Consider the following 25,487-nt stretch of genomic DNA (forward strand, 5'->3'; position numbering starts at 1 on the left):
GGCAGGCAATCGCGGGGCAATCCCGCTCCCACGCTTCGACAGGAGCGAGCTTGCCCCGCGATCAGACGCTGCAGTATGCCAGAGCCCTCAGACGTAGTCGTCGTCCGAGAAGAAGCCGCCATCATCGCCGCCGCTGTAGTCGGTATCGGCGAACCCACCCTGGTCATTGCCCCAGCCACCGTTGTCGGCTACCTGGCGCTGACTGTCCTGATCGTTCCAGCCGCCAGCGTCGCTGGCCGGCGCCGGCTCTTCCTTGATCACCTCGACGATTTCTTCAGGCTGCGAGTTGTGGTTGAACAGGCTGCTGATACCTTGAGCCAGCAGCACGCCACCAGCCACTCCCGCAGCAGTCTGCATTGCCCCGCCGAGGAAGCTGCTGGCACCGCTGCGCGCCGGAGCAGGCGCCGCACCGAAACCCTGTTGCGGTGGTGGCGGGGTATAAGCCTGCGGCGCCGGCTCACGCCAACCCCCTGTGGAAGTCGAAGCCGCTGCAACCGGCCGCTGCGGCTCCGGGCTGCGCGCTCCCGCGCCGAAGATGCTGGAAAGAAAACCGCCGCCGCTGCCACTGGGGCGACTTGCCTCCAGTTGCGCCCGCGCTTGCTTGAGCTCGGCTTCGAGCTGCTTGTTCTGCTCGTCCAGGCGCTTGATCGCCGCCTCCTGGACCAGAATCGCCTGGGCCATGTAGTAAGGCGCCGCCGGCTGCTGGCGCAGGTGCTCCTCGATGCGTGCCTGGGCCTGGGCATCGCGCGGCTGGGCCGGATCTTCGGCTTGCTTTAGACGGCCGAACAGGCCATCGATCAGGGTTTGTTCTTCAGTGTTCATCGGGGCAACCTCGTGCGCTGAACAGGGCATCGGACAGCGTCAAAGATGGGGGGCCGGGCGCAGCGATTCAATTGCGCTGGCCATGAAACTTTTTTCAGCAAGCGGTTGGTCTGGGCTAAAGTTACGCCCTGCTTTTTCCGCCATGCGATGTTGACCGATGAATCCGTTGAGCGTTCTGCGCGACTCCCTGTACTTCTTCCGCCGTCACCTGACGGGCATCCTCCAGCTGTGCCTGCCGTTGGTGGTACTCGAAGCCCTCGGCACCCAGCTGCTCTACAACCAGCTGGGCGAACAGGCCTCGCCGGCCTACGGCATGCTGGTCAGCCTGCTGTTCTATCCGCTGTACAGCGCCGCGCTGATCCTCTACCTCGACACCCGCAGCAATGGCCAGGCCATCGCCAAGCGCGACCTGTTCGCCCGCGCCCTGCAGCTGTGGCCGATGCTGGCCCTGCTGATCGTGATCAGCTCGCTGCTGATCATGGCGGGCCTGGCGCTGTTCATCTTCCCCGGCGTGTGGATCATGGTGAACCTGGTGTTCGCCGAGTACCTGCTGGTGCTGCGCGGCCTGCCGGTGATCGAGGCGATGCGCACCAGCGCGCGCATGACCACCGGGCACTTCCTGCGCATCATGGTGTGCATGCTCTCGGTACTGGCGCCGCTGTGGCTGATCGACGGCCTGCTGCTGCAGCTGTTCCCCGAGCCACAGGCCGGCGTGCAACTGGCATTGGACAGCCTCAGCGGCTTCCTGCAGCTGTTCAGCACCGTGGTGCTGTACAGGTTGTTCATGCTACTGGAGAGTGAGGCGGGCGCAACCACCTGATCGCGCGCGCTCAGGCTTTCCTCGGCTTGGCCCGCGCCGTAGCCTCGGCCACCAGTGGGTCTTCCGGCCAGTAGTGCTTGGGATAGCGCCCTTTCAGGTCCTTCTTCACCTCGGCGTAGGTGGTGCGCCAGAAGTTGGCCAGGTCCTGGGTCACTTGCACAGGCCGACGTGCTGGCGACAACAGGTGCAGCTTGACCTGCTGCCGCCCATTGGCGATGCGTGGAGTGTCGGCCAGGCCAAACAGCTCCTGCAGGCGCACGGCCAGGATCGGTGGTTGCTCGCTGTAGTCCAGGCGGATGCTTGAGCCCGAAGGCACGGCCAGGTGCGACGGTGCGAGCTCGTCCAGGCGCTGGGGCAGCGGCCAGGGCAGCAGGTTGCGCAGGATCGAGGCCAGATCCAGGTTGGAAAAATGGCTCAGCCGCGACACCTTGCCGAGGTAGGGTTGCAACCAGTCTTCCAGGCTGGCCAGCAAGGCATCGTCACCCAGGTCAGGCCATTCGCTGTGGTTGTCCTTTTCCAGGTCGAGCTGGCGCAGCAGCACGACACGGGCCTGCCACTGGCGCAGTTCCGGGGTCCAGGTCAGCAGGTTCAAGCCTTTGCGCCGTACCAGGCCGAGCAACGCCTTGGCCCGCGCCTCGTCGTCCAGCCCAGGCAACGGTTCACGGCTGAGCACCAGCTCGCCGACCTTGCGCTGGCGCTCGGCGCGCAACACCTGCTCGCGTTCGTCCCAGTCGAGCAGGTCGAGCTGCTCCACCTGCTCGGCCAACACTCCGTCGAACAGCGACGGGTCGAACTCGGCAGCCAGGTAGATGCGCTCCTCGCGTTGCCCCTGACGGCTGCCCAGGTCGGCGATCACCAGCCACGGGCTTTTCATCAGCACATCGGCTTCGGCGAACAATGCCGCGCGGCCATTGGCCAGGCGATACTCGGCGCCGCCGTCGCGACGTTGTTGCGCCACCCGGTCAGGGTAGGCCAGCGCCAGCACCGCGCCCAACCAGCGAGGATGATCGGGGTCGGCGACCGGGCTGCGCGGTTTGCCACGTAGCTGACCACGATACTGACGAGCCAGTTGCCGGGCGCGTTGCACGCCGCCCTGCCCGCCCCGGGAGGCGCGGCTTTCTCCGCTGAGCAAAGCCAGCCGGCTATGCAGGTCGGCACCGCCGCCGCGCATGATGTCGCGCTCGCCCAACAACGCGGCGACATCGCACGCCAGGTTGGCCAACCCAAGATCCTGGCCGCGCAGCAGCAGGTGGGCGATACGCGGATGCGCAGGCAGCTCGGCCATGGCCTGACCATGGGCGCTCAGGTTGTCGCGACAACCCGGCTTGAAGGCGCCGAGCCGGGCCAGCAGGTCCTGAGCTTGCGCGAAGGCGGCCGCTGGCGGTTGATCAAGCCAGCTAAGCTGCTCCGGCGGCACACCCCAGCGCGCCAACTGCAGGGCCAGCCCGGCCAGGTCGGCCTGGAGGATTTCGGCGCTGCCGTGGGCCGCCAGTTGGTCATGTTGCGCCTCGGACCACAGCCGATAGCACACGCCAGGCTCGAGGCGCCCGGCACGCCCGGCGCGCTGGGTAGCGCTGGCGCGGGAGATGCGCTGGGTGTCCAGGCGGGTCATGCCGCTGCCGGGGTCGAAGCGCGGCACCCGCGCCAGCCCGGCGTCGATCACCACGCGCACACCGTCGATGGTCAGGCTGGTCTCCGCGATATTGGTGGCCAGCACCACCTTGCGCTGGCCCTTGGGCGCCGGCTCGATGGCGGCGCGCTGGGCACTCAGCTCAAGCTCACCGTGCAGCGGGCAGAGCAGGATCTCGGGGCGCTCGCCCACAGCCTCCTGCAGAGCCTGGTGCACGCGGCGGATCTCGGCCTGTCCGGGGAGGAACACCAACAGGCTGCCGGATTCATCGGCCAGGGCCTGGAGCACGCAGTCGACCACGCGCGGCTCGACGAACTCGCCAGGCTGGAACGGCCGGCCCCAGCAGATATCCACCGGATGCATGCGCCCCTGGCTGCTGATGATCGGTGCATCGTCGAGCAGGCGCGACAGGCGCTCGCCCTCCAAGGTTGCCGACATCAGCAGGACCTTCAGCGGCGGCTGGTCACGCAGCAACGCCCGGCCGTTGAGGCTCAGGGCCAGGGCCAGGTCGGCATCCAGGCTGCGCTCGTGGAACTCGTCGAAGATCACCAGGCCCACGCCTTCAAGCGCAGGATCGCTTTGCAGGCGGCGGGTGAGGATGCCTTCAGTGACCACTTCGATACGCGTGTTCGGGCCGACCTTGCTGTCCAGGCGGATGCGATAGCCCACGGTCTCGCCGACCTTCTCGCCCAGTTCACTGGCCAGGCGTTCGGCGGCGGCGCGGGCGGCCAGGCGCCGCGGCTCGAGCATGAGGATGGTCTGCCCGGCCAGCCAGTGCTCGTCGAGCAGCGCCAGCGGTACGCGGGTGGTCTTGCCGGCGCCGGGGGGCGCCTCGAGCACCGCTTCGTCACGTTCGGCCAGGGCTTGGCGCAGGTCGGACAATACGGCATCGATCGGTAATGAAATCATGGTGGTCCTCGAACAATCGTCCGAGTATAACGGCGAACCGAGGCTGCCCTATCATGGTCTTAACCTCAGGCGCCGGCGATTGCCGCGCCCTTGATCGTCGTTACCTTCCGGAGATTCACATGCGCATCCCTTCCCGCGTCATCGGTGGCGCCCTCATCGCCACCCTGCTGACCCAGCTGACGGCCTGCGGCACCCTGTTCTACCCTGACCGTCGCGGCCAGATCGAAGGCAAGATCGACCCTGTGGTCGCGGCCATGGACGCCATTGGTATTCTCTTCTACGTGCTCCCCGGCCTGATCGCCTTCGGTATCGACTTCGCCACTGGCGCCATCTACTACCCCGGCGGCAAGAGCGCGCAGATCGACCCGGCCAAGCTCAAGCCGGCGGTCAATGCCGACGGCCAGGTCGACAGGACCAAGCTGCAGGCTATCCTGGAGAGCGAACTGGGCCAGCGCCTGCCATTGAACGACCCACGGCTGATCCAGCACCGTGGCAGTGTCGAGCAACTGGCCAGCTACGGCCTGGTGCCTGCCGCCTGATCTGACCACGGACGATCTTCTGCGCATGACCGCCACCGCCGAACACCAACGCTTGCTGCGCCTGGCCACCCGCGCCTCGCTGAGCGTCGCCTGCATCCTGGTGCTGAGCAAGGCCGTGGCCTGGTGGCTGAGCGGCTCGGTCAGCCTGCTGGCCGGGCTGACCGACTCGGCGCTGGATGCCGCCGCCTCCTTTCTCAACCTGCTGGCCGTTCACTACGCCTTGCGCCCCGCCGACGACGACCACCGTTTCGGCCATGGCAAGGCCGAAGCCCTGGCCGGCATGGCCCAAGCACTGTTCATCGGGGTCAGCGCGGTGCTGATCGGGGTCCAGGCGGTTGATCGGCTGACGTCGCCGGAGCCTTTGGGCGACACTGCCGCCGGCATCGTGGTGATGCTGCTGTCGCTGGTACTGACCCTCGCATTGCTGGCATTTCAGCGCAAAGTCATCCGCGCGACCGGCTCCACGGCCGTGCGCGCCGACTCGCTGCACTACCGATCCGACCTGCTGCTCAACGCCAGCATCCTCCTGGCGCTGCTGCTGGCCCGCTTCGGCTGGCCACAGCTCGATGCCCTGTTTGGCCTGGGTATCGCCCTGTACATCCTGTGGAGTGCGCTGCAGATCGCCCGCGAGAGCACGGCGATCCTGATGGACAAGGAACTGCCTGCCGATGTCGGCGAGCGCATGCTCGAAGTGGTGCTGGCGATTCCCGGGGTGAAGGGGGTGCATGACCTGCGCACACGGGTGTCCGGCAGCCAGTGGTTCGTGCAACTGCATCTGGAACTGCCCGGCGAAATGCCGCTGCATGCCGCCCATGAGTTGTGCGTGCAGGCTTCGCAGGTCATTCGCCAGCGCTATCCGCGGGCCGATGTGATGGTTCACGCCGACCCGGTGTAGCCCGCGCTCGCAATTGCCTTGTCAATTGACGCTGTAGCCGCGCCCACTCAGGCACGCCCCCAATGCCCGCCTATAGTTGTCCGCCACATTGGCCGGAGGCGCATAGGTCGCCGTCGCCGGATCGAACCCCGACTGACTCACCGCCCAGCGGTGGCACTGGTAGCGGTCCTGCTCCTGCTGCTCCGGCCCCTGGCCGTACATCGGGTAGGCGATCACATCATAGCCACTGCCCTGCTGCTGCGGTGCAGGCGCAACGCTGGGCGGGTTGACCACCACATACTCGCGGCTGTCAGCCTGGTACTGGTAGTACGTGTCGGCCACCAGGAAGAACAACGCACCGCTCAACCACACCTCGCGGGCATAGGGCGGCAGATAGCCGACCCGCACACCGTAAGGCGGCGTGACCACCACGTAGCCGCCGCCATGCGGCCGGTACCAATAACCGCCGGAGTAGAAGTAGTCCTGTCCACGATAAGGCACCTTCCAGTAGCGGTCCGGGAAGCGATCGACAGTGTGCCCGGGGTGATACTGCGGCCCTGGCCCCCAGCCATTGCCATGACCATCAGGCCGTCCCGACCAATTGCCGCCCGGGCGCTGACCCGGACCACCCGCCTCCCAGTGACGGTTGTCACCGTAACGCCGGGGAATGTCCTGGTAGTAGCCCTGGCGCGGCGGTTGCGTCTGGCGCACTTCGTCACGTGAGTTGAGCGGCGATCCACGCCGTTCGCCACCGCCCTGCTCCTGTTGGCCGCCATGACTGTCATGCCCGTCTCCGGGACCCTCGGCCAGGGCGCCCAGGCTGATGCCCAGGCCCAGCAAACCAACACCTGCCAACCGCCAGATGCGCGAACTCATGTTGTTCCTCTCGATGAAAACGCCCGCTTGTACCGTTCGCAGTCTACTCCGGGGACCACGACCGGCAGATGAAACAGCGCACAGCCTAGTGCGGTGTTTCACAAATGACGACTCTGATTCGCGGCACAATAAAAAAGGGAGGCCTTGCGGCCTCCCTTCGGGAATTGTCGTCCGTGCTCGGCGCTTGTGGCACCGGCTCACCTCGCGCCGTCTTCTGGACAGTGCGTAGCCCGGGGGCCTGGCGGATCCTGTTGGATGGCTGGCCGCGACCGCCCGCCTAGGGCGCGTCGCCGTGGACTGATGTCCGGGCAGTGATTCTGGTGATAAAGATAGGGCAGACGCTGGGGCAGAGGATTGCGAAGATTGCTCTGATAAATACCGCTTGCGCAATTTTTCACTCAGGATCGATAATTCGCCGCAATCCGAACAGAAAAGGTCCTTTCCATGAGCAAGCTCGACCGCTACGACCTGAGCATCCTCGCCGAATTGCAGCGCGATGCGCGCATCTCCAACCAGGAACTGGCCGAACGCATCGGCTTGTCGCCGTCCCCCTGCTCGCGCCGGGTCAAGCAGCTCGAGGACGACGGCTACATCTCGCGCCAGGTGGCCCTGCTGGATCGCAAGAAACTCGGCCTGAGCCTGACAGCCTATGTGCTGATCGGCATGGACCGGCACACCCCGGAACGCTTCGAAACCTTCGAGGCGGCGATCCGCAGCCTGCCCCAGGTCCTCGAATGCAGCCTGGTCACCGGAATGGACGCCGACTACCAGCTCAAGGTGGTGGTGCCGGACATGGACCATTACCAGAAACTGCTGCTGGGCAGCCTGACCCGTATCGAAGGAGTAACCAGCGTGCGCTCCAGCTTCGTGCTCAACCAGGTGCTGGCCAGCACCGAGCTGCCATTGACCCACCTGCGTTGAATCCCTGCGCGCCCGGCGTATGATCGGGCTTTGCGCTTGCCTGGAGTAAACCGATGGATCCCGCCGTATTCGAAGAGTGGATGATGATCATCCTCGTCACCGTGCTGATCGCCTTCATGGGCTTCATCGTCTGGGACCTGGCGAAGAAGTCCAAGGCGGGGCGCTTTGGCACGCTGATCCTGTTCTTTGTGCTGGGCCTTGGCGTGCTGGCGTTCATCATCAAGAGCGTGGTCGTGGGGTTTCTGGAAGGGGTCTGACGACCCCAACGCCGGGGCGGCGACTACAGCTTCGCCGCCACTTCCCGCCATCGCCCCTGCTCCAACCCTTCGATCGTCCAGTCACCGATACGCACCCGTACCAGACGCAAGGTCGGCAGCCCCACCGCCGCCGTCATCCGCCGCACCTGGCGATTACGGCCTTCACGGATCACCAGCTCCAGCCAGGCAGTCGGCACGCTCTTGCGAAAACGTACCGGCGGATTGCGCGGCCACAACTCGGGCTCCTCGAGCAGACGTGCCTGCGCCGGCAGCGTGGGCCCGTCGTTGAGTTCGACGCCCTCGCGCAGGCGCTGTAGCTGCTCCTCGCTCGGCTCGCCCTCTACCTGCACCCAGTAGGTCTTGGCCAGCTTGTGCCTGGGGTCGGCGATCCGCGCCTGCAGGCGCCCGTCGTTGGTCAGCAGCAGCAGGCCCTCGCTGTCGCGGTCCAGGCGTCCGGCCGGGTAGATGCCGGGGATGTCGATGAAATCCTTGAGCGTGGCGCGCCCCTCGCCGTCGCTGAACTGGGTGAGCACATCGAACGGTTTGTTGAACAGGATCAGGCGCGACTCGGCCGGCGGCGCCTTGGGCTGGCGACGCGGGCCGGTGGTTCGCGCCGCAGGGCGGCGCGGGGTGCTACGGGGTGGCAGGGGCATGGATCCTCAGCGGAACGGCGGCTCATCGAAGCTGCGCAGTTTACGCGAGTGCAGCGAGTTGAGCTCGGTGCGCAGCAGGTCGAGGGCGGCGATGCCGATCTTCAGGTGCTGGCTGACCGCGCGGTTGTAGAAGGCGTTGGCCGACCCCGGTAGCTTGATCTCGCTGTGCAGCGGCTTGTCGGAAACGCACAGCAAGGTGCCGTAGGGGACACGCAGGCGGTAACCCTGGGCCGCGATGGTGCCACTTTCCATGTCCACCGCCACGGCACGGGACAGGTTGATCAACGGGCGCTCCTGTGCCCAGCGCAGCTCCCAGTTGCGGTCGTCGTAGGTGAGCACGGTGCCGGTGCGCAGGCGCTTCTTGAGCTGCTCGCCACGTTCGCCGGTGACCTGCGCGGCAGCTTCCTGCAACGCCAGCTGCACCTCGGCCAGGGCCGGGATCGGGATGTTCGGCGGCACGACCCGGTCGAGGATGCCGTCGCGGCGCATGTAGGCATGCGCCAGCACGTAGTCGCCGATGGTCTGCGACTGGCGCAGGCCGCCGCAGTGGCCGATCATCAGCCAGCAGTGCGGACGCAGCACCGCCAGGTGGTCGGTGATGTTCTTGGCGTTGGACGGGCCGACGCCGATGTTGACCAGGGTCACGCCATCGCCGTCGGCGGCGATCAGGTGGTAGGCCGGCATCTGGTAGCGGTGCCAGACCACGCTGGCGACCAGGGCCTGGGCCTCGCCGTTGTCCATGCCCTTCTCGATGACCACGTTGCCCGGCAGGACCATGCGCACGAAGCGTGGGTCCTCGCGCAGTTGCTCAAGGCCATGGGCGATGAACTGGTCGACGTAGCGATGGTAGTTGGTCAGCAGGATCCATGGCTGCATGTGCCGCCAGTCGCTGCCGGTGTAGTGCACCAGGCGGCGCAGGGAGAAGTCCACGCGGGCGGCGTCGAACAGCGCCAGCGGCAGGGTTTCGGCGCTTTCCCAGTCGTACAGGCCATCGGCGGTGTTGTCGGTGGCCGCCGACAGGTCGGTACTGGGGAACACCCGCGCCAGTTGCGCCGCGGTGATGCCGCTGCCCGCCAGCTCATCGCCCTGGTCAACCACGTAAGGGTAAGGAATGTTCTGTTCGCTGACACCAACTTCCACCGTCACGGTGTAGTCGTGCATCAACGGGCGCAGCTGTTCGAGCAGATAACCACGGAACGCCGCAGGTTGGGTGACAGTGACGCTGTATGTGCCATCCACCTGGACCTTGGCGTAGGCACGCGTGGTCGCGGCGACTTCACCCTGGCTGGAATAGATGAGGCGCAGGGCCGGGTAGCGAAACAGCGCGCGTTCTTCGTCACCGGGCTCGGTGCGGTCTTTCAGGTAGCGCTTGAGGGCCTGGCTCAGGGCACCGGTGGCCTGTTCATGCAAGGCCGCCAGACGGTCGACGGCCTGTTCGGGGGTATCAACGACTACAAACGCTTGGCTCACGCTGGGCTTCCTGTCTTATGGAATGCATGACAACCATCTTGCCTGCGTTGCAGGGTAAAAACACCCCCGCGATGGCGTTATCCGGCCCACACCGGCGTGGCCCTGGCTACCAGTGCCGCAGCATCAACCCCGCGCGGCAATGCGCCGTACACGCGACCACCACCGCCCAGCCGACTGCCGATGAACGCGTCGCTCACCGTGGCGTTGCCCGCCTCCAGCAACAGCTTGGCCTGCAACGCCACGGCAATGTCCTCGGTCAGTTGCCGGGCGCGATACTGGATATCGCCGGTATCGGCGAACGCGCCCTTGAGGTTGCCGATGAACGCCGCCAGGCGTGGGTCGCCATGCCCGTCCCCCAGCTCGGTAAACAGCGCCTCCAGCACACCCGGCTCCTTCGACAAGGCGCGCAGCACGTCCAGACACTGCACATTGCCCGAGCCCTCCCAGGTCGAGTTGACCGGCGCCTCGCGGTACAGCCGCGGGAGGATGCTGTCCTCGACGTAGCCGGCGCCGCCCAGGCACTCGGCGGCCTCGTTGATCATCCCGGGGGCGCGCTTGCAGATCCAGTACTTGCCCACGGCTGTCACCAGGCGGGCGAAATGTGCCTGCTGCGGGTCGTCGAGCCGATCAAGCGCCTGGCCCATGCGCAGGCTCAGGGCCAATGCGGCCTCGCTTTCCAGGGCAAGGTCGGCGAGCACGTTCTGCATCAAGGGCTGTTCGGCCAGCACGCGCCCACCGACCTTGCGGTGGGCGCAGTGATGCGCGGCCTGGGTCAAGGCCTGGCGCATCAAGGCGCTGGAGCCGACCATGCAATCGAAGCGGGTCATGGCCACCATCTCGATGATGGTCGGCACACCGCGCCCCTCCTCGCCCACCATCCAGGCCAGGGCGCCACGAAACTCCACTTCGCTGGAGGCGTTGGAACAGTTGCCGAGCTTGTTCTTCAGGCGCTGGATATAGAACTGGTTGCGGTTGTCGTCAGGGCGGTGCCGAGGCAACAGGAAGCAGCTCAGGCCCTTGTCGGTCTGCGCCAGGGTGAGGAAGGCATCGCACATGGGTGCCGAGCAGAACCATTTGTGCCCCACCAGTTCATAGGGCTGGCCTGCACCGGGCGCGCCGACTGGGTAAGCGCGGGTGGTGTTGGCGCGCACGTCGGTACCGCCCTGTTTTTCAGTCATGGCCATGCCGAGGGTGACACCAGCCTTGTGCCGGTCGCCGACGTTGCGCGGGTCGTACTCGCGGGCAAGGACCTTCGGCAGCCAGTAGCCGGCCAGCTCAGGCTGCAGCCGCAGGGCCGGCACGGCAGCGAAGGTCATGGTCAGCGGGCAGCCGGTACCGGCCTCGGCCTGGCTGTGCAGGTAGGTCATCGCGGCACGCGCCACGTGGGCACCGTCCCGTGGCTCGGCCCACGGCAGCGAGGGCAAGCCGTGCTCGACGGCGGTACGCATCAACTGGTGATACGCGGGGTGGAACTCCACCAGGTCGATGCGGTGGCCATAGCGGTCATGGCTGCTGAACTCGGGCTTGTGGGCATTGGCCAGGAAACCCGCCGTCATCAGCGGCCCACCGGCCAGGGCACCGTAGGCATCGATCCGCGACTCGGCCCAGCCGGCGCCGAAACGCCGCGACCACTCCTGCAAGGGCTGGTCTAGGCGGTAGAGGTTGGCACCGTCGAGGGACGGCGGCTGGTTGGTGACTTCGTGGGTTTCAGCGAACTGGTGCAGGTTCATCGGGGCCTCCTGGATCCGCTCATGGCTGGATAACCCAGTGAAGCACCGCGGGCCGGTCAGTCAAAGTGACAAAACGGACTACATCGGGGGCACCTCTGTTCAGAAGCGGTCCAGGCTCGAGGCGGCACGGGCCGGTGGAGCCTGCACCTGTGCCACCATCAGGGGCAGCGTCAGCTCGAACCGACTGCCCAGCCCCTGGGTGGACTCATGGGACAACGTGGCGCCGATCAACTCGCTCAACTGGCGGCAGATGGACAGGCCGATCCCCAATCCGCCATAGCGCCGGGTCATCGAACCGTCCACCTGGAAGAAGCGCTGGTACAGCACCGCCTGGTCCAGATCGTCGAAACCGATGCCACTGTCGCTGACCGTGAGGCTCAGTACCAGGCTGTCAGGTCCGGTACGCCGGCCACGGGCCTGCACGGTAACGCCGCCCTGGTGGGTGAACTTCAGCCCGTTGTCCACCAGGCACGCCAGGCAGCGGGCGAGCTTCTGCGCATCGCCGACCAGGCTGTCGGGCAGGTCGGCGGGGATGTCCAGGCTCAGGTACAGGCCCTTGGCCAGCGCCTGGCTCGCATAACCGGCCCGCAGTTCCTGGAGCAGGCGCCGCAGGCTGAACGCCATGCCATGGTTGCGCAGGCGCCCGGCCTGCAGTTCGGTGAGGATGAGGATATCGTCGACCATCGCCATCATGTCCTGGGCCGAGCCGGTGGCGGTGCGATGGTACTGAGCCTGCTCGGCGCTCATGGGCAGTGTGTGCAGCAGTTCCAGCGAACCGATCACGCCGTTCATCGGCGTGCGCAGCTCGTGGGTCACGGTGGCGAGGAACTCGTCCTTGAGCCGGTTGCTGCGGGCCAGTTGCAGGTTCAGTTGCTCCAGGGTGCGTCCGGTGTCACGCAGGGTCTGCGCCTGCTGCTCGCGCAAGCTGTTGATGCGGTCGGCCAGGGCCAGCGACAACAGCGCCACCTCCAGCGCCGCGCCAAGCTGGCTGGCGTACATGGTGATGAACAGGTTGGGCAGGTGCCCAAGCACCATCAAGGTGTTGACCAGCCCGCCGACGAGGAAGGCCGTCCAGGCGATGATGAACCAGCGCGCAACGCGCAAGCCACGCCACCAGGCATACAACCCCGCACTGAAGATGCTCACGGTGAACAACAGTGCCAGCAGCGTGGCCATGCGCAGCGCCACGCCGTAACGCAGGGTCACCGCCAGCACCATCACCAGCGCACCACCTGCCATCAACCCCTTCAGCAGGCGGTCGAGGCCACGGCTGAGGTTGCCCAGTTGCAGGAAATGGCGGGCGAACTGGCAGCCGAACAACCCGGCGGCGCCGATGAACAATGGCGTGGCGGCATTTGCCCACCAGGGGTTGTCCGGCCAGAAGTAGGCGATGCCGGCACCGTTGACCGAAACCTGGTACAGGCCGAACGAGGCAATGTAGAGGATGTAGTACAGGTAGCTGACATCACGCACGCTGAGGTACAGGAACAAGTTGTAAACCAGCATTACCAGCAGCACGCCGTAGATCATGCCCAGCACGTAAAGACGCGTGGGCTGGTCTTCCAGATAGGCCTGGGCCGACCACAATGTCAGCGGCGCCTGGATCGAACCCTGGCTGTGCAGGCGCAGGTAGACGGTCGTCGCCTGGCCAGGGTGCAGCGGCAGCTCGAACAGATAGTTGTTCTGGCGGATCTGCCGGCTGGCATAGGGCAAGGCATCACCCGTGCGCTGGGCCAGGCGATAGGTGCCCTGCGCGTCCGGCAGATAGAGTTCCAGATGATCCAGCGGCGGGTAGGCAAGCTCCAGCAACCACTGGCGTGGTGCTGGCGAAGGCGTGGCTGAATAGGCAAGATCGACACGGAGCCAGAAAACGGAGGTCGAATAGCCGGCGTTGAGCACCTCGTCGTGATGGGCATGGAAGCGTCCGGCGAATGCGGCGGTACTGACCTGGGCGATGCTGGCGCTGCCATCGTGGTCTTCATAGACCTGCATGTAGCGGCCCAGCGGCAAGCGCCCGGTGGAGTCGTCGAATTCGACCGCTCCGGCAAGCAGGGGCAAGCAGCCCAGAAGCACAATCAGCAAATAGCGCATACAGCCCCAGCATGGCCTGTCCGGTCGCGTCGCGGTTGCCTCCCTTCCCTTTGAGACGACGTGATCCGGCAGAACCCGTTCATCGAGTTATCCGAGCACTCTAGCATAGCCTCCAGCACTGCTCGGCAGCTACTGAGATTTTCAATGCAGAGGCTCTAGGACGCACGTTTCAGAATATCCAACAAAACCAACCTGACCACTTGATCAGCAATTCTCTCGCCGCGACCGAACCGCACAAAAAGGTTTGGTGATAAGCTCGCCGACCATGAATACCTACAGCTCCCGCCCCGTTGTCCTCTGTCTCTCCGGCCACGACCCCAGTGGTGGCGCCGGGCTGCAGGCAGATATCGAAGCCCTGATCGCCCAGGGTTGTCACGCCGCACCCGCCGTGACCGCCCTGACCGTGCAGGATACCGTCAACGTTTCCGACTTCCGCGTGCTTGACCGCGAGTGGGTGCTGGCCCAGGCCAACGCCGTGCTGGCCGACTCCCCGGTAGCCGCGGTGAAGCTGGGCATGCTCGGCTCGATCGAGATGGTCGACACCGTCGCCGAACTGCTGTCCGCCCACCCGCACCTGCCTCTGGTCTGCGACCCCGTTCTGCGCGCCGGTGGCGGTGGCCGCCTGGGCAAGGACGAGGTCGGCTACGCGCTGCGCGAACGCCTGCTGCCGCTGGCCACCATCGCCACGCCGAACCTGCCGGAAGCACGCATTCTGGCGGAACTGCCCGAAGGCACCGCGGACGAGTGCGCCGAGAAACTGCTGCCGTTCTGTAGACACCTGTTGATTACCGGCGGTCACGGCGACGAGGTGGAAATCCACAACCGCCTATATAGCCGCGACGGTCAGCAGCACACCTGGACCTGCCAACGCCTGCCGGGGAGCTACCACGGCTCGGGCTGCACCCTGGCCAGCGCCCTTGCCGGCCGCCTGGCTCTGGGCGAAGCATTGACCAGCGCCGTGCGCAGCGCCCTGGACTACACCTGGCGCACCCTGCGCGACGCAGAACAGCTGGGCAAGGGCCAGTACGTACCGCGCCGCCTGCCCCTGGATTTCTGTTCCTGACACGAGGCCATCCGATGAAGCTCCGCGGTCTGTACGCGATCACCGACAGCCAGCTGCTGGCCGGCCGTTTCCTCTCCCACGTTGAAGCGGCGCTGGAAGGTGGCGTTCGTCTGCTGCAATACCGCGACAAGAGCGACGATACCGCCCACAGGCTGCGCGAGGCCCAAGCGCTGAAGACGCTCTGTGAGCGTTACGGCACCGAGCTGATCATCAACGACGACGCCGAACTGGCTGCCCGCCTGGGCGTTGGCGTGCACCTCGGCCAGACCGATGGCCCGCTCACGCCGGCCCGCGCCCTGCTCGGCCGCGAGGCGATCATCGGCTCGACCTGCCACGCCAGCCTGGACCTCGCGCGGCAGGCCGCCAGCGAAGGCGCCAGCTATGTCGCCTTCGGCCGCTTCTTCAATTCCGTCACCAAACCGGGCGCGCCCGCCGCCAGCGTCGAACTGCTGGAACAGGCCCGCGCCCAGGTCAAGCTGCCGATCGCGGTGATCGGCGGCATCACCCTCGACAACGCCGCCCCGCTGGTCGCCCATGGCGCCGACCTGCTGGCGGTTATCCACGGCCTGTTCGGTGCCGACAGCGCGCAGGAAGTCACCCGCCGCGCCCGCGCCTTCAATGCCCTGTTCGCTTGCTGATTTCGAGAGAAGATCCCATGTCCCGTTCCGAAGCCCTGTTCGCCCAAGCCCAGAAACACATCCCCGGTGGCGTCAACTCGCCGGTGCGTGCCTTCAAGAGCGTCGGCGGCACCCCGCTGTTCTTCAAGCACGCTGAAGGCGCCTACGTCATCGATGAAGACGACAAGCGCTACGTCGACTATGTCGGTTCCTGGGGCCCGATGATCCTCGGCCATGCCCATCCGGACGTGCTGGACTCCGTACGCAAGCAGTTGGAGCACGGTTTGTCCTACGGCGCGCCGACCGCCATGGAAACCGAGATGGCCGACCTGGTCTGCTCGATCGTGCCGTCGATGGAGATGGTGCGCATGGTCAGCTCCGGCACCGAAGCAACCATGAGCGCCATCCGCCTGGCCCGTGGCTACACCGGCCGTGACGCCATCATCAAGTTCGAAGGCTGCTACCACGGTCACTCCGACAGCCTGCTGGTCAAGGCCGGCTCCGGCCTGCTGACCCAGGGCGTGCCAAGCTCGGCTGGAGTACCGGCGGACTTCGCCAAGCACACCCTGACCCTGCCGTTCAACGACATTGCCGCCGTCGAGAAGACCCTGGCCGACGTCGGCCAGAGCGTGGCCTGCATCATCGTCGAGCCGGTAGCTGGCAACATGAACTGCGTGCCGCCGGCGCCGGGCTTCCTCGAAGGCCTGCGCGCGCTGTGCGACCAGCACGGCGTGGTACTGATCTTCGACGAGGTGATGACCGGCTTCCGCGTCTCCCTCGGCGGTGCCCAGGGCCACTATGGCATCACCCCCGACTTGTCGACCTTCGGCAAGATCGTCGGCGGTGGCATGCCGGTTGGCTGCTTCGGCGGCAAGCGCGAAATCATGGGCTGCATCGCCCCGCTGGGCCCGGTCTACCAGGCCGGTACCCTGTCGGGCAATCCGCTGGCCATGGCCGCCGGCCTGACCACCCTGAAGCTGATCAGCCGCCCGGGCTTCCATGACGAGCTGAGTGCCTTCACCAGCCGCATGCTCGATGGCCTGCAACAGCGTGCCGATGCCGCGGGTATCCCGTTCGTCACCACTCAGGCGGGCGCCATGTTCGGGCTGTACTTCAGCGGCGCCGACGATATCGTCACCTTCGACGACGTGATGGCCAGCGATGCCGAACGCTTCAAGCGCTTCTTCCACCTGATGCTCGAAGGCGGCGTGTACCTGGCGCCAAGCGCCTTCGAAGCGGGTTTCACCTCCATTGCCCATGGCGACAAGGAGCTGCAGATCACCTTGGATGCGGCCGAGCGGGCATTTGCCAAGCTGAAGTAAGGGTGTTCCTGTCTCGGCCTGATCGCGGCCTTGCCCCACGATCAGGCCGGACCAAGCAAGCCTGTGAACCCCATCACAACCCGCTACGTCCCATCCGGCTGTAGAAATTCGCGTAAATCTTTGTAAGGTAGGCGCTGCTTATCCCATAATGTGCCACCAGAGACATTGGCCGTAGCTTTGCAGAGGTAAGTCGATCCCCATGAACCGCACCGGCCGCGCCCTTACCCTGGGCTGCCTGTTGCTTCTTCAGCCCCTGCTGGCCTTGGCGGAGGGCGGTAATTCGTTGCTGATTCCAGCGACGGGCCGCTGCGCCCTCGATACCGCGCCCGAAGACCTGCCCAATGCCCTGAAGGCCTGCGAGCAGACTGCTCAGTCAGGGGATGCCGAAGCGCAGTACGAGCTGGGCGAGTTCTACTACAGCGGCACGCCGCGCCAACTCGACAACGCGCTCAAGTGGTTCGAGAAAGCCTCGCTGCAAGGCCAGGCGCAGGCACAATACCGTCTTGGCTCGATGTTCTTCCACGGTGAAGGGGTCAAGGCCAACAACGTGCAAGCCTACATCCTGCTCAAGATCGCCGCGGTCAACGGTGCCGAAGACGCCCTGGACATGGCCGACGAAGTCACCGAGCAGATGCCCCGCGACGAGCTCGAGCACGCTACCCAGGTACTCGGCCAGATCTTCCGCAAATACCTGCTGGAACTGCAGAACGCCGAAGGGCGCACGCCCTTCTCCCCGCTTCCCTGAACCGTTGCCCGGCCCGGCGCTGGCCCCGGCATCATCGATTCGTCAACTTGCCCTGCCATGCTTGACGCACGGATCGGACGCTTCCCAGCGACCCTTGATCGTTTCAGTGCTTTCGCCACTGCCACTCAAGGGTTATTCTTGAGTTCACATTCATTGCCGTCGAGCGGCTAAAAACGACCTTGAACGCACCCATACAACCCCATCGCTTTATCCTCGAGCCCTTCGAGGCCCATCGCTTCGCCAACCTGTGCGGCCAGTTCGACGAGCACCTGCGCCTGATCGAACAACGCCTGGCCATCGAGATCCGCAACCGCGGCAATCAGTTCGAACTGATCGGCGAGCCCAAGACCACCTCCGCCGCCGAGCAACTGCTGCGCCGCCTCTATCGCGAAGCCAAGGCGAACGAGCTGTCACCGGAAACGGTGCACCTCTATCTCCAGGAGTCGACGATCGAGAACATCGAGAATCCGGCCGTCAACGAAGTCAGCGTTTCGCTGCGCACGCGCAAGGGCAATATCCGCCCGCGCGGCGTCAACCAGCAGCGCTACGTCAAGGAAATCCTGGCCAACGACATCAACTTCGGCATCGGCCCGGCCGGTACCGGCAAGACGTATCTGGCCGTGGCCTGCGCGGTCGATGCGCTGGAGCGTGAACAGGTGCGCCGCATCCTGCTGGTGCGCCCGGCGGTCGAGGCCGGCGAAAAGCTCGGCTTCCTGCCCGGCGACCTGGCCCAGAAGATCGACCCGTACCTGCGCCCACTCTACGACGCGCTCTACGAGATGCTTGGCTTCGAGCACGTGGCCAAGCTGATCGAGCGCCAGGTGATCGAGATCGCGCCACTGGCCTACATGCGCGGCCGCACCCTGAACAACAGCTTCATCATCCTCGACGAGAGCCAGAACACCACGCTCGAACAGATGAAGATGTTCCTCACCCGCATCGGCTTCGGCTCGACCGCGGTGATCACCGGTGACATCACCCAGGTCGACCTGCCCCGCGGCACCAAGTCGGGCCTGGCCCATGTGATCGAGGTGCTCAAGGACGTGCCAGGCATCAGCTTCACCCATTTCCAGCCCAAGGACGTGGTACGCCACCCGTTGGTGCAGCGTATCGTTGAAGCCTACGACCGCTTCGAAGCCCGTCAGTCCAAGCCCGAGGCAACCGGCAAAGATGCTTGAACTCGACCTGCAACGGGCCACGGACGCCGCTGCCCCCGATGACGCCGCCTTCCGCCGCTGGTGCGAACTTGCCCTGCGCCAGCGCAGCGCCGACTCGGAAATGACCATCCGCCTGGTCGACGCCACCGAAGGTCGCGAGCTGAACCATACCTACCGGCACAAGGACTACGCCACCAACGTGCTGTCCTTCCCCGCCGACGTCCCCGACGAGCTGCTCGACATCCCGCTGTTGGGCGACCTGGTGATCTGCGTGCCGGTGGTCGAGCGCGAGGCCGCCGAACAGGGCAAGTCCCTGGAGGCGCACTGGGCGCACCTGGTCATCCACGGCTGCCTGCACCTGCTCGGCTACGACCACATCGAAGACGATGAAGCCGAGGAAATGGAAGCGCTGGAACGGCAATTGCTGGCGGAACTGGGTCACCCGGACCCTTACGCCGACGACGAAACCGAAACAATCACACACTGATACTGCAAGGATCACGAGTAACCGCCATGAGCGAAGACCGATCGAGCAACGGGCAGAAGTCCTGGTTGGGTAAGCTGACCCAGGCTTTTGCCCATGAGCCGAAAAACCGCCAGGAGCTCCTTGAGCTGCTGCGCGAAGCCCATCAGAACAAACTGCTCGACAGCGAAGCGCTGACCATCGTCGAAGGCGCCATCCAGGTCGCCGACCTGCAGGTACGCGACATCATGGTGCCGCGCTCGCAGATGATCAGCATCAAGGCCAACCAGTCGCCCCGCGAGTTCCTGCCGGCAGTGATCGATGCCGCGCACTCGCGCTACCCGGTGATTGGCGAGAGCCACGACGATGTGCTCGGCATTCTGCTCGCCAAGGACCTGCTGCCGCTGATCCTCAAGGAGAATGGCGACAGCTTCAACATCAAGGACCTGCTGCGCCCGGCCACCTTCGTGCCCGAGTCCAAGCGCCTGAACGTGCTGCTGCGCGAGTTCCGCGCCAACCACAACCACATGGCCATCGTCATCGACGAATACGGCGGCGTGGCGGGGCTGGTGACCATCGAGGACGTGCTCGAGCAGATCGTCGGCGATATCGAGGACGAGCATGACGTCGAGGAAGACAGCTACATCAAGCCGCTGCCCAGCGGCGACTTCCTGGTCAAGGCACTGACCCCGATCGAGAACTTCAACGAGTTCTTCGACAGCGAATTCTCCGATGACGAGTTCGACACGGTCGGCGGCCTGGTGATGAGTGCGTTCGGCCATTTGCCCAAACGTAACGAAACCACCGAGATCGGCGGCTACCGCTTCCGCATTCTCAATGCCGACAGCCGCCGGATACACTTGCTGCGCCTGACACCGATCAACCGTTAAGGACGAACATGCGCTGGATCACCCGCCCCGGCTGGCCCGGTAACCTGCTGGCCATGGCGGCCGGCGCCTCCACCCTGCTGGCCCTGGCCCCCTTCGACATCTGGCCGCTGGCCCTGCTGTCCATCGCGCTGTTCTATGCCGGGCTGCGCGAGCTGAGCCCGCGACAGGCCCTGGGCCGGGGCTGGTGCTTCGGCTTCGGCCTCTACGGCGCCGGCACCTGGTGGATCTACGTCAGCATGAACACCTACGGCGGCGCCTCGCCGCTGCTGGCGATCCTGCTGCTGCTGGCATTCTTCGCCTGCCTGGCTTTCTTCTTCGCGTTGCCCGCCTGGCTCTGGGCACGCTGGCTGCGTCGCGACGAGGCGCCGCTGGCAGACGCCTTGTGCTTTGCCGCCCTGTGGTTGCTGCAGGAGGCCTTCCGGGGCTGGTTCCTCACCGGCTTTCCTTGGCTCTACGCAGGCTACAGCCAGCTCGACGGCCCACTGGCGGGCCTCGCGCCGCTGGGCGGCGTGTGGCTGATCTCGTTCGCCCTGGCGCTTACCGCCGCCTTGCTGTGCAACCTCCATCGCCTGCGCCAGCGCCGCTCGTTCCTGGCCGTTGGTGCGGTGCTGCTGGTGGCGCCATGGATCATCGGCCTGGCCCTGAAGGATCACGTCTGGACCAAGCCGGCAGGTGATCCGCTGAAGGTCGCGGCCCTGCAAGGCAACGTCGAGCAGGACCTGAAGTGGGACCCGGCGCATGTCGATGCGCAACTGGCGCTGTACCGCGACATGAGCTTCAGCTCCAAGCCCGTCGACCTGCTGGTTTGGCCGGAAACCGCCGTGCCGGTGCTCAAGGACCAGGCCCAGGGCTACATCGACATGATGGGCAACTTTGCCGCCGAGAGGCACTCGGCACTCATCACCGGCGTGCCGGTGCGGCAGATGGTCCACCACCAGCGCCGCTACTTCAACGGCATCACCGTGACCGGCGAGGGCGACGGCACCTACCTCAAGCAGAAGCTGGTGCCCTTCGGTGAATACGTTCCATTGCAGGACATGCTGCGCGGCCTGATCGAGTTCTTCAACTTGCCGATGTCGGATTTCGCCCGTGGTCCCGAGGACCAGCCATTGCTGCAGGCCAAGGGTTACCAGATCGCCCCGTACATTTGCTACGAAGTGGTCTATCCCGAATTCGCCGCGAGCCTGGCCGCACGCAGCGACCTGCTGCTGACCATCAGCAACGACACCTGGTTCGGCACCTCGATCGGCCCGCTGCAGCACCTGCAGATGGCTCAGATGCGCGCGCTGGAGGCCGGCCGCTGGATGATCCGCGCCACCAACAACGGTGTGACCGCGCTGATCGACCCGTTCGGCAGGATCACCGCGCAGGTCCCGCAGTTCCAGCGTGCGGTCCTGTACGGCGAGGTGGTGCCGATGCAGCAACTGACGCCGTACCTGCAATGGCGCTCGTGGCCGCTGGCGATCGTCTGCGTGCTGCTGGTGGGCTGGGCCTTGCTGGCCGGGCGCATCGCACGCACCGTCTGAAGCATCCCTTGGGCCGCTTAGCGGCCCAAGTCTTAGTAGAACAGGCGATACCCCACTAACCCCGCCGCCTCGTTGAGCAACTGCCCGCTCTGCCACATTGCCCGGTTTTCCGGCAGCAACCCCGCGAACGGCCGCGCATGATCGCGCCCCAGGAACCCCACCGGCGCCGGCACCACTTCGAACCCCGCCCGCTCGAAACTCCAGCGCGAGCGCTGCATGTGCCAGGCCTGCGTCACCACCACCACCCGCTTGATACCCAGCGGTTGCAACACCTTGGCGCTGAACTCGGCGTTTTCCCAGGTGGTGTGGCTGGCTTCCTCCTTCCAGGAAACCTTTACGCCAAAGTCCGCCTCCAGGCGGTCAGCCATCAGTTGGGCCTCACTGGGCGGCGTGCCATAGTGCAAGCCACCGCTGGTCAGCACCGGCAGCCCTGAGGCCTTGGCCAGTTGCGCGGCGTAGCGCATGCGCTCGAGGGCAACGTAGGTTGGCTGATCAAGGCCACCCCAGGCCGGGTCGCCGCGCTCCCGTCCGGCGCCCAGGACCACGATGGCGTCGGCCCTGGATGCCAGGCCTGCCCACCCCTCGAGCGCCAACGCAGGTTCTGTTTCAAGGGTTCGGGCAACTTGCTCGACCGTCAGTGGCAAGCTCATCAGCCACAAGCCACCCAGCCCCAGGGTGAAACAGGCCGCGGCCAGGCGCGGACGGCGCCGGCGCCACCACCAGGCGGCCAGCAGCAACAGGAACAGGACGCCAGGCGGCATCAACCATTGTTTGATGAAAAAGCGGATCGGCATCACACACCTCCATGGAAGGCGTGCAGCCTAAGAGGATCGGCACCGGGCCTCAAGGGCAACCGGCGCCGATCGATGCGTGCATTACGAAAACCGGCGCGTCGCCGCGCCTGCAACCCTGAACGGCTATCGGGACGGCAATGTCCTGGAGCTGGCTGGGGCGCCGGGGCGCCTGCGGTCCTTGAGCCAGACAATCCTGGCCGAGGACGGCTCCGGTTGCGGGTAGGCACCGGCACTGGCAAATCGGCCTTCCGGGAGGGATTCCAGGTAGGCTTTGATCACCTCGAACTCGGCATGGCTCAGGCCACGTAACTCCAGTTCGGCAGGCATCTCGTCGCGCAATCGCACGGAGGTTCTGGCCACTTCCAGTGCCAGGCCCAAACGGTCGATCAAGCGCTCGTAAAGCTCCGGTTTGCTTGCGGTTAGTTGCGACTCTCCCATCCGTTCACCTCATTGAAGGTAAGAATATCTCCCCCCACAGATGAGCTTAGCGTCACTCGTAAAAGCGGCCGGGCGCCGCGACCAACGGCCCGCGCGGCGGGCGATGCAATCAGGGTTTCCCACGATGCGCGGCGCTCATGTATGCTACGGCGTTCACTCTTGCAGATCCCGGAGTGCCGGACGCAGCGAGGTCGAGCTGCCTGGAACATGTCTCTTATCTCTCAATACAAAGTAGCCATGCACGAACAATACACGCCCCGTGATGTAGAAGCCGCCGCCCAGAATGCCTGGGACGAGCAACAATCGTTCGCTGTCACCGAACAGCCAGGCAAAGACACCTACTATTGCCTATCGATGTTCCCGTACCCGAGCGGCAAGCTACACATGGGCCACGTGCGCAACTACACCATCGGTGACGTGATTGCCCGCTACCAGCGCATGCTGGGCAAGAACGTCCTGCAACCGATGGGCTGGGACGCCTTCGGCATGCCGGCGGAAAACGCCGCGATGAAGAACAACGTCGCCCCGGCCAAGTGGACCTACGAGAACATCGACTACATGAAGACCCAGCTCAAGAGCCTGGGTCTGGCCATCGACTGGTCGCGTGAAGTCACCACCTGCAAGCCGGACTACTACCGCTGGGAGCAGTGGCTGTTCACCCGCCTGTTCGAGAAAGGCATCATCTACCGCAAGAACGGCACCGTGAACTGGGACCCGGCGGACCAGACCGTCCTGGCCAACGAGCAGGTCATCGATGGCCGTGGCTGGCGCTCGGGCGCGCTTATCGAAAAGCGCGAAATCCCGATGTACTACTTCCGCATCACCGACTACGCCGACGAGCTGCTGGAAAGCCTCGACGAGCTGCCGGGCTGGCCCGAGCAGGTCAAGACCATGCAGCGCAACTGGATCGGCAAGTCCCGCGGCATGGAAGTGCAGTTCCCCTATGACCAGGCGAGCATCGGTCATGAGGGCACCCTGAAAGTCTTCACCACCCGTCCGGACACCCTGATGGGCGCCACCTACGTTGCCGTCGCCGCCGAACACCCGCTGGCCACCCAGGCCGCCCAGGGCAACCCGGCGCTGCAGGCGTTCATCGACGAGTGCAAGAGCGGCAGCGTCGCCGAGGCCGACATGGCCACGCAGGAGAAGAAGGGCATGGCCACTTCCCTGTTCGTCGAGCACCCGCTGACCGGCGAAAAGCTGCCGGTATGGGTCGCCAACTACGTGCTGATGCACTACGGCGATGGCGCTGTCATGGCCGTGCCGGCGCACGACGAGCGCGACTTCGAGTTCGCCCACAAGTACAACCTGCCGGTCAAGGCGGTGGTGCGCACCAGCGTCGGCGACGAAGTCGGCAGCGAGTGGCTGGCCGCCTACGGCGAACATGGCCAGCTGATCAACTCCGGCGAGTTCGACGGCCTGGACTTCCAGGGCGCCTTCGATGCCATCGAGGCCGCGCTGATCAGCAAGGACCTCGGCAAGTCGCGCACCCAGTTCCGCCTGCGCGACTGGGGCATCAGCCGCCAGCGCTACTGGGGTTGCCCGATCCCGATCATCCACTGCCCGTCCTGCGGCGACGTGCCGGTGCCGGAAGACCAGCTGCCCGTTACACTTCCGGAAAACGTGGTACCGGACGGTGCCGGTTCGCCCCTGGCGCGCATGCCCGAGTTCTACGAGTGCACCTGCCCGAAATGCGGCACCGCGGCCAAGCGCGAAACCGACACCATGGACACCTTCGTCGAGTCGTCCTGGTACTTCGCCCGCTATGCCTCGCCGAACTACGATAAAGGCCTGGTCGACCCTAAAGCCGCCAACCACTGGCTGCCTGTCGACCAGTACATCGGCGGCATCGAGCACGCCATCCTGCACCTGCTGTATGCGCGCTTCTTCCACAAGCTGATGCGTGACGAAGGCCTGGTCACCTCCAACGAGCCGTTCAAGAACCTGCTGACCCAGGGCATGGTCGTCGCCGAAACCTACTACCGCGTCGCCAGCAACGGCGGCAAGGACTGGTTCAACCCGGCCGACGTCGAGATCGAGCGTGACGCCAAGGCCAAGATCATCGGCGCGCGCCTGAAGACCGATGGCCTGCCGGTGGAAATCGGCGGCACCGAGAAGATGTCGAAGTCGAAGAACAACGGCGTCGACCCGCAGTCGATGATCGAGCAGTACGGCGCCGACACCTGCCGCCTGTTCATGATGTTCGCCTCGCCACCCGACATGAGCCTGGAATGGTCCGACTCCGGCGTCGAAGGCGCCAGCCGCTTCCTGCGCCGCGTCTGGCGCCTGGCCCAGGCCCACGTGGCCCAAGGCCTGCCGGGCACGCTGGACATCGCCGCCCTGAGCGACGAGCAGAAGGTCATCCGTCGCGCCATCCATGCCGCGATCAAGCAGGCCAGTACCGACGTGGGCCAGTACCACAAGTTCAACACCGCCATCGCCCAGGTGATGACCGTGATGAACGTGCTGGAGAAGGCGCCACAGGCGACCGCCCAGGACCGCGCCCTGCTGCAGGAGGGCCTCGAGGCCGTGACCCTGCTGCTGGCACCGATCACCCCGCACATCTCCCATGAGCTGTGGAAGCAGCTGGGCCACGACCAGGCGGTGATCGATGCGAACTGGCCGATTGTCGATGAAGGCGCCCTGGTACAGGACACCGTGACCCTGGTGGTACAGGTCAACGGCAAGCTGCGTGGCCAGGTGGAGATGCCAGCCGCCGCCAGCCGCGAGGAAGTCGAGGCCGCCGCTCGCAACAACGAGAATGTCCTGCGCTTCACCGACGGCCTGACCATCCGCAAGGTCATCGTCGTTCCGGGCAAACTGGTCAACATCGTCGCCAACTGATGGCAACGCCCGCCTGCATATCCTGCAGGCGGGCGT

The 25,487-nt window shown here is 65.4% G+C and carries 23 protein-coding genes; 14 read left to right on the top strand and 9 right to left on the bottom strand.

The window, feature by feature from the left end; all coding sequences use genetic code 11:
- Positions 1-87 precede the first annotated feature (87 nt).
- Positions 88-822: a DUF2076 domain-containing protein gene (locus tag AC3WL2_RS11570; RefSeq protein WP_102684161.1), complete on the bottom strand. Its 735-nt coding sequence runs from the start codon at positions 820-822 to the stop codon at positions 88-90.
- A 157-nt stretch (positions 823-979) separates the two neighbouring features.
- Here AC3WL2_RS11570 and AC3WL2_RS11575 point away from each other — a divergent pair, with 157 nt between their 5' ends.
- A complete protein-coding gene (locus AC3WL2_RS11575; protein ID WP_102684162.1) occupies positions 980-1,642 on the top strand; it encodes a YciC family protein in 663 nt (220 codons plus the stop codon).
- A 10-nt stretch (positions 1,643-1,652) separates the two neighbouring features.
- Here AC3WL2_RS11575 and hrpB read toward each other — a convergent pair whose 3' ends face one another.
- Complete coding sequence (gene hrpB / locus AC3WL2_RS11580; protein WP_102684163.1) at positions 1,653-4,181, bottom strand: ATP-dependent helicase HrpB; 2,529 nt, start codon at positions 4,179-4,181, stop codon at positions 1,653-1,655.
- Positions 4,182-4,300: 119 nt separating this feature from the next.
- Between hrpB and AC3WL2_RS11585 the strand changes: the two genes are divergently transcribed.
- Positions 4,301-4,720, top strand: a complete 420-nt coding sequence (locus AC3WL2_RS11585) for a polyribonucleotide nucleotidyltransferase (protein ID WP_102684164.1) — start codon at positions 4,301-4,303, stop codon at positions 4,718-4,720.
- Between the two features lie 25 nt (positions 4,721-4,745).
- Positions 4,746-5,615, top strand: coding sequence for a cation diffusion facilitator family transporter (locus tag AC3WL2_RS11590; protein WP_102684165.1), 870 nt, complete (start codon positions 4,746-4,748; stop codon positions 5,613-5,615).
- Positions 5,616-5,636: 21 nt separating this feature from the next.
- Here AC3WL2_RS11590 and AC3WL2_RS11595 read toward each other — a convergent pair whose 3' ends face one another.
- Entirely contained in the window at positions 5,637-6,470 is an 834-nt protein-coding gene (locus tag AC3WL2_RS11595) for a DUF6515 family protein (protein WP_102684166.1), read from the bottom strand.
- A 444-nt stretch (positions 6,471-6,914) separates the two neighbouring features.
- Between AC3WL2_RS11595 and AC3WL2_RS11600 the strand changes: the two genes are divergently transcribed.
- Both AC3WL2_RS11600 and AC3WL2_RS11605 read left to right on the top strand, forming a co-directional pair.
- Positions 6,915-7,391: an Lrp/AsnC family transcriptional regulator gene (locus AC3WL2_RS11600; RefSeq protein WP_011535815.1), complete on the top strand. Its 477-nt coding sequence runs from the start codon at positions 6,915-6,917 to the stop codon at positions 7,389-7,391.
- Positions 7,392-7,444: 53 nt separating this feature from the next.
- Positions 7,445-7,648: a DUF2788 domain-containing protein gene (locus AC3WL2_RS11605; protein ID WP_023631482.1), complete on the top strand. Its 204-nt coding sequence runs from the start codon at positions 7,445-7,447 to the stop codon at positions 7,646-7,648.
- A 23-nt stretch (positions 7,649-7,671) separates the two neighbouring features.
- Here AC3WL2_RS11605 and AC3WL2_RS11610 read toward each other — a convergent pair whose 3' ends face one another.
- The 4 genes from AC3WL2_RS11610 to AC3WL2_RS11625 form a co-directional block, all read right to left on the bottom strand.
- A complete protein-coding gene (locus AC3WL2_RS11610) occupies positions 7,672-8,301 on the bottom strand; it encodes a pseudouridine synthase (protein WP_102684167.1) in 630 nt (209 codons plus the stop codon).
- A 6-nt stretch (positions 8,302-8,307) separates the two neighbouring features.
- A complete protein-coding gene (gene amn, locus AC3WL2_RS11615) occupies positions 8,308-9,771 on the bottom strand; it encodes an AMP nucleosidase (RefSeq protein ID WP_023632409.1) in 1,464 nt (487 codons plus the stop codon).
- Positions 9,772-9,848: 77 nt separating this feature from the next.
- A complete protein-coding gene (locus tag AC3WL2_RS11620; RefSeq protein WP_102684168.1) occupies positions 9,849-11,501 on the bottom strand; it encodes an acyl-CoA dehydrogenase family protein in 1,653 nt (550 codons plus the stop codon).
- Between the two features lie 99 nt (positions 11,502-11,600).
- Positions 11,601-13,592, bottom strand: coding sequence for a sensor histidine kinase (locus AC3WL2_RS11625; protein ID WP_102690671.1), 1,992 nt, complete (start codon positions 13,590-13,592; stop codon positions 11,601-11,603).
- A gap of 265 nt (positions 13,593-13,857) precedes the next feature.
- Here AC3WL2_RS11625 and AC3WL2_RS11630 point away from each other — a divergent pair, with 265 nt between their 5' ends.
- The 8 genes from AC3WL2_RS11630 to lnt all read left to right on the top strand — a co-directional run bounded on the left by AC3WL2_RS11630 (position 13,858) and on the right by lnt (position 21,375).
- Positions 13,858-14,655 carry a hydroxymethylpyrimidine/phosphomethylpyrimidine kinase gene (locus AC3WL2_RS11630; RefSeq protein ID WP_102684169.1) on the top strand — a complete coding sequence of 266 codons (798 nt, stop codon included), beginning with the start codon at positions 13,858-13,860 and terminating at the stop codon, positions 14,653-14,655.
- A 14-nt stretch (positions 14,656-14,669) separates the two neighbouring features.
- The gene (gene thiE, locus AC3WL2_RS11635; protein WP_102684170.1) at positions 14,670-15,293 is read left to right on the top strand and encodes a thiamine phosphate synthase; all 624 of its coding nucleotides are present in this window, start codon (positions 14,670-14,672) and stop codon (positions 15,291-15,293) included.
- 17 nt (positions 15,294-15,310) lie between these two features.
- Positions 15,311-16,594: a glutamate-1-semialdehyde 2,1-aminomutase gene (gene hemL, locus AC3WL2_RS11640; RefSeq protein WP_102684171.1), complete on the top strand. Its 1,284-nt coding sequence runs from the start codon at positions 15,311-15,313 to the stop codon at positions 16,592-16,594.
- Positions 16,595-16,793: 199 nt separating this feature from the next.
- Positions 16,794-17,339: a tetratricopeptide repeat protein gene (locus AC3WL2_RS11645; RefSeq protein ID WP_102684172.1), complete on the top strand. Its 546-nt coding sequence runs from the start codon at positions 16,794-16,796 to the stop codon at positions 17,337-17,339.
- A gap of 179 nt (positions 17,340-17,518) precedes the next feature.
- Complete coding sequence (locus AC3WL2_RS11650) at positions 17,519-18,517, top strand: PhoH family protein (RefSeq protein ID WP_102684173.1); 999 nt, start codon at positions 17,519-17,521, stop codon at positions 18,515-18,517.
- The gene (gene ybeY / locus AC3WL2_RS11655) at positions 18,510-18,983 is read left to right on the top strand and encodes an rRNA maturation RNase YbeY (RefSeq protein WP_102684174.1); all 474 of its coding nucleotides are present in this window, start codon (positions 18,510-18,512) and stop codon (positions 18,981-18,983) included. The genes AC3WL2_RS11650 and ybeY overlap by 8 nt, the downstream gene beginning before the upstream one ends.
- Before the next feature lie 26 nt (positions 18,984-19,009).
- Positions 19,010-19,849 carry a CorC family transporter gene (locus AC3WL2_RS11660; protein ID WP_023630352.1) on the top strand — a complete coding sequence of 280 codons (840 nt, stop codon included), beginning with the start codon at positions 19,010-19,012 and terminating at the stop codon, positions 19,847-19,849.
- Positions 19,850-19,857: 8 nt separating this feature from the next.
- Entirely contained in the window at positions 19,858-21,375 is a 1,518-nt protein-coding gene (lnt, locus tag AC3WL2_RS11665; RefSeq protein WP_102684175.1) for an apolipoprotein N-acyltransferase, read from the top strand.
- 32 nt (positions 21,376-21,407) lie between these two features.
- Here lnt and AC3WL2_RS11670 read toward each other — a convergent pair whose 3' ends face one another.
- Both AC3WL2_RS11670 and AC3WL2_RS11675 read right to left on the bottom strand, forming a co-directional pair.
- Positions 21,408-22,169 carry a YdcF family protein gene (locus AC3WL2_RS11670; protein ID WP_102684176.1) on the bottom strand — a complete coding sequence of 254 codons (762 nt, stop codon included), beginning with the start codon at positions 22,167-22,169 and terminating at the stop codon, positions 21,408-21,410.
- A gap of 123 nt (positions 22,170-22,292) precedes the next feature.
- Positions 22,293-22,607, bottom strand: a complete 315-nt coding sequence (locus AC3WL2_RS11675) for a hypothetical protein (protein ID WP_046857271.1) — start codon at positions 22,605-22,607, stop codon at positions 22,293-22,295.
- Between the two features lie 237 nt (positions 22,608-22,844).
- On the opposite strand from AC3WL2_RS11675, the gene leuS reads away from it, so the two are divergent.
- Complete coding sequence (gene leuS, locus AC3WL2_RS11680; protein WP_102684177.1) at positions 22,845-25,451, top strand: leucine--tRNA ligase; 2,607 nt, start codon at positions 22,845-22,847, stop codon at positions 25,449-25,451.
- Positions 25,452-25,487 lie beyond the last annotated feature (36 nt).

This window comes from Pseudomonas sp. FW305-96, from assembly GCF_058783825.1.